Origin of the sequence: Pseudomonas sp. DCB_AW (assembly GCF_026240895.1) — a bacterium.
GTDB lineage: Bacteria > Pseudomonadota > Gammaproteobacteria > Pseudomonadales > Pseudomonadaceae > Aquipseudomonas > Aquipseudomonas kermanshahensis.
Window position 1 is genome coordinate 1 of the sequence record NZ_JAPFCE010000167.1, and the last position, 492, is coordinate 492.

The 492-nt window shown below is 49.4% G+C and carries 2 tRNA genes and 1 rRNA gene; all 3 read left to right on the forward strand.

Features of this window, described 5'->3' with window-relative positions:
- Nucleotides 1-77: ribosomal RNA gene (locus tag OO306_RS28085) — 16S ribosomal RNA — on the forward strand; the annotation flags it as partial.
- Between the two features lie 87 nt (nucleotides 78-164).
- A tRNA-Ile gene (locus tag OO306_RS28090) sits at nucleotides 165-241 on the forward strand.
- Nucleotides 242-265: 24 nt separating this feature from the next.
- Nucleotides 266-341, forward strand: a tRNA-Ala gene (locus tag OO306_RS28095).
- Nucleotides 342-492: the final 151 nt, after the last annotated feature.

Here is a 492-nt window from a genome sequence, read left to right on the forward strand (position 1 = left end):
CCACGGTGTGATTCATGACTGGGGTGAAGTCGTAACAAGGTAGCCGTAGGGGAACCTGCGGCTGGATCACCTCCTTAATCGACGACATCAGCCTGCTGATGAGCTCCCACACGAATTGCTTGATTCACTTGTATAAAGACGATGCTGTAACGCGACCCTGTTATAGGTCTGTAGCTCAGTTGGTTAGAGCGCACCCCTGATAAGGGTGAGGTCGGCAGTTCAAATCTGCCCAGACCTACCATTACATGGTTCAGCCGTAGAATACGGGGCCATAGCTCAGCTGGGAGAGCGCCTGCCTTGCACGCAGGAGGTCAGCGGTTCGATCCCGCTTGGCTCCACCACTTTTCGCAGCACGCAGTAGCTTGTCAGAACTTAGAAATGAACATTCGTTGATGAATGTTGATTTCTGACTTTTGTCAGATCGTTCTTTAAAAATTTGGATATGTGATAGAAATAGACTGAACACTACTTTCACTGGTAGTGGATCAGGCT